Genomic DNA, 3479 nt, shown 5'->3' with positions numbered 1-3479 from the left:
CGCCCCGGCGTCGACCAGGGACACCAGCTCCGCCAGGCGTTCGCGGTTGCGCAGGACGAACACCGTCGCCGCCCGGACCCCGCGGGACTCGTCGTCCGGCGTGGCCATGAACGCCGTGGTGCTGACGACCGCGCCGCCGTCACGCACGACGTCGACGAGTGCCGCGAAGTCCTGCGGGTCGATCGGGGCGAGGTTGAGCAGCACGTCGACCGGCTCCGTCACGGCGGCACGGACGTCGGTCGTGGTGTGGTCGATGACCTCGTGGGCACCGGCTGCCCGGACGGCCTCGATGCTGCGCGGGCTCGCCGTCGCGATCACGTGGACCCCGGCGCGGACGGCGAGCTGGATCGCGTACTTGCCCACCACGCCGCCGGCGCCCATGACCAGCAGGCGTTGGCCTGCCTCGAGTCGCCCGTCGTCGAACAGTGCCTGCCACGCGGTGAGTGCCACGGAGGGCAGCGCCGCCGCGTCGGCCAGCGGGATGCTCGTCGGTGCGGCGACCACCGCGTCCGCCGGGGCGATGACGTACTCGGCCGCCCCGCCGTCGAGTTCCATCGGCAGGAACGCGACGACGGCGTCCCCGATCGCGATCCCCTCGACACCGTCGCCGAGCGCGTCGACGGTGCCGGACACGTCGTAGCCGGGGACGTGCGGCAGCTGGACCGGGATCGGCAGGAACCCGCCCCGCATCCCGTTGTCCGCCGCGTTGAACGCCGAGGCGGCGACGCGGAGTCGCACCTGCCCGGCACCCGGGGTGGGCTGCTCGACGTCCTCGGTGCGGAGCACCTCGGGACCGCCGACCTCGTGGAACCGTACTGCCTGCATGATCGTGCCCTTCGTCGGTGTTGCTCGTGTGCTTCGAGTTCGAAGCAACTGACGATGACGCTAGCACTGCTTCGAACTCGAAGCAACGGCTAGGATGGATCTCGTGACCGATGCGCCGAACTCCCTGACCCCGACGCAGCTGGGGGCGTACTTCGCCTTCACCGAGGTGAGCAGCCTGCTGCGCCACGCGGTCGAGCGGCAGCTGCGCGACGTCGGCGGCCTGAGCTACGTGCAGTTCCAGCTGATCGCCCGGCTCGGTGACGCTCCGGGCGGGCAGCAGCGCATGACCGACCTCGCCGACGGGGTCGTCTACAGCCGCAGCGGGCTGACCTACCAGGCGCAACTGCTCGAGCAGCGCGGGCTGGTCACCCGCGGGCCCTCGCCGGACGACGAACGCAGCACGGTCGTGACGATCACCCGGGCCGGTCGTGACGTCCTCGCCGCGGTCTTCCCCGGACACATCGAGGCGCTGCACACCCTGCTGTTCGCGTCGATGTCGGACGCGGACGTCGATGACCTCGCGCGGATCCTCGGGGGAGCGGCGGAGCACCTGCGCGCGAACCCGCCTCGATCGGCGGCGCCACGGAAGCGCAGCTGATCGCAGGACGACGGCCGACTGCTCGTGGAGCAGCCGGCCGTCGTCCGTCAGGAGCGGACGCTCCCGTGCGCACCGTCAGGAGCATCCGCTCCCACGGGCGCCGATCAGTTGTACGACGCGAGTCGGTTCGGAGCGGTGTTGCCCGCCGGTGTGGGAACCGCGCCGCCGACGCCGTTGATGATGCTCGAGATGGTGCCCGTGTCGCCGAGCGAGACGGTGACGAGCCCGTGGGCGCGGACGCCGGCGGTCTGCGGGACCTCGAACGCCCGGTCGGCGTGCACGGACGGGTTCGTGTTGAAGAAGGCGTAGACGCCGCCGCCCCAGATCTCGTGCTTCGTGACCGAGGACGCCACCTTGTAGGCCGCGTAGCCCGCGCCGGTCGGACTCTGCCAAGATGCGTTGTCCGGGACGTCGTACGGCATCTCGTTCTGGAAGAAGATCGTTCTGCCGTTCTCACCGTTCCAGAGCACTTCGTACTTCTGGTAGTGCTCGACGAAGAGCCCGGTGGCGAGCACGTCGTTGCCGTTCACCTCGACCCCGGTCGCGCCGGTGTTGACGTTCCAGCCCGTCGGTGCGCCGCCGTGGTCGGCTCGCCAGGCCCAGATGTGGTCGATGAGCGTGTCGTCCGCGTTCACCTGCAGGGTGGTCGTCGCCTTGCCCTGCACGCTCGAACCGACGCGGAAGAAGACGTCCTGGATGCTCTGCGGATCTCCCGCGTGGTCGACGTGCGACCCAGCGCTGCCGAGGCGGACGAGCTGTGCGCTGTTCTGCGCGCCGGCGTCCACGACGAGGTTCGACACGTTCACCCCGGCGACGTCCGTCGACGTCAGAACGGCGTTGCCCCTGGTGGGGACGAGGGTGGGGAAACCGATTCCCGTCACGACGGTGTCCGCCCGGGTGACGGCGATCGGCGAGTCGAGCTGGTACGTGCCCGGCGTGAAGAAGAGGTTGAGGCCCTGCGCCAGAGCGGCGTTGATGGTGGCCGCCGAGTCCCCCGGGTGCGCGACGTAGAAGTTCCGCATCGGGAGGTCGGTGCCGGCGGTGTTCGGCCACGTGACACCGCTCGCGTTCTGCTTGATCGAGGGGACGAACACGTGGTACTTGTTCGACGAATCCACGTACAGGTACGGCTTCTCCCGGGTGGTCGGCGTGGTGGCGAGCGTCGTGTAGCTCTTCGAGAAGTCGTTCGCCGGGGCGCCCTGGACCCCTGAGAAGGTCATGTTCCAGTTGCCGCCCTGCCACGCCCCGATCGTCGAGTTCCGCGTGTACCACTGCTGCTGGGAGCCTGACGTCACCGTGCCGTCCACCTTCGTGTCGGCGATGTAGCCGCCGGACGAGTACCCCTGTCCACCATCCTGGTTCGACGGACCCATCGTCAGGTTGCCCTTCACGTGGACCCGGCGCATCGGGGCGGCCTGGGACACCGCCCACCGATCGGTTCCGCTCTCGGGCGCGATAGCCACGTTCTCGACCGACCGCCAGAAGTTCTGTGTCGCGTTCTTCTCGTCGCCGGCGTTCCACCCGGAGTCGACGTTGACCGCGCCGTTGATCGTGACGTCGTCGGGGTTCTTGCCGAGCCCGGCGACCGACGTGTAGAAGCCGAGGTTCGCCCAGACGCGGCCGTAGCTACCGGGCTTGAACAGGAAGACGTGCCGCTGCGTGCCGAACTGCGCCGTCGTGCTGCGGAGCTGGCTGTTGAACGCAGCGTCGACGTCGGCCTGGATGGTCGACGCCGGTACCGTGGGGTCGTAGACCTTCACGCTGCTGCCGAAGTCCGGGGTGTCGCTCGTGGCGACTGCCTGGGCAGAGATCGCCGGAGCCAGTGCCCCCACGACACCGACGCTCAGGGCGAGCGCGAGGATTCGCTTCATCCGTCGTTGCATGATGCTCGATTCGTCATCGTGCAGCGTCGTTGCCGCACGGGACAGACCGTAGACCCGATGCCGCGCTCGGACAGTCGGGAGAAAAGGGGACAAGTGCCCCACGGTGGGGACTAGCTGCGGGGAGCCCGCACCAGGAACAGCGTCACGGCGCCGAGGACGACCGCGGCGACGAT

3 protein-coding genes are annotated in these 3479 nt (G+C 69.5%); 1 reads left to right on the top strand and 2 read right to left on the bottom strand.

Going from position 1 to position 3479, the window contains the following annotated elements; genetic code table 11:
• The coding region (locus BIU91_RS13410; RefSeq protein WP_071405859.1) for an NADP-dependent oxidoreductase at positions 1-825 on the bottom strand (825 nt) is incomplete at its 3' end.
• A 103-nt stretch (positions 826-928) separates the two neighbouring features.
• Here BIU91_RS13410 and BIU91_RS13405 point away from each other — a divergent pair.
• Positions 929-1423 carry a MarR family transcriptional regulator gene (locus BIU91_RS13405; protein WP_071405860.1) on the top strand — a complete coding sequence of 165 codons (495 nt, stop codon included), beginning with the start codon at positions 929-931 and terminating at the stop codon, positions 1421-1423.
• Positions 1424-1527: 104 nt separating this feature from the next.
• Here the strand turns inward: BIU91_RS13405 and BIU91_RS13400 are convergent, their stop codons facing one another.
• Entirely contained in the window at positions 1528-3294 is a 1767-nt protein-coding gene (locus BIU91_RS13400; RefSeq protein WP_071405858.1) for a hypothetical protein, read from the bottom strand.
• Positions 3295-3479 lie beyond the last annotated feature (185 nt).

It is taken from the genome of Curtobacterium sp. MMLR14_002, from assembly GCF_001864975.1.
Classification (GTDB): domain Bacteria; phylum Actinomycetota; class Actinomycetes; order Actinomycetales; family Microbacteriaceae; genus Curtobacterium; species Curtobacterium flaccumfaciens.
This window is presented reverse-complemented; position numbering and strand designations above follow the sequence as displayed.

Bases quoted from the DNA above. Each gene is read 5' to 3' on its own strand.
- BIU91_RS13400 (WP_071405858.1), bottom strand. From the start codon at position 3,294: ATGAAGCGAATCCTCGCGCTCGCCCTGAGCGTCGGTGTCGTGGGGGCA.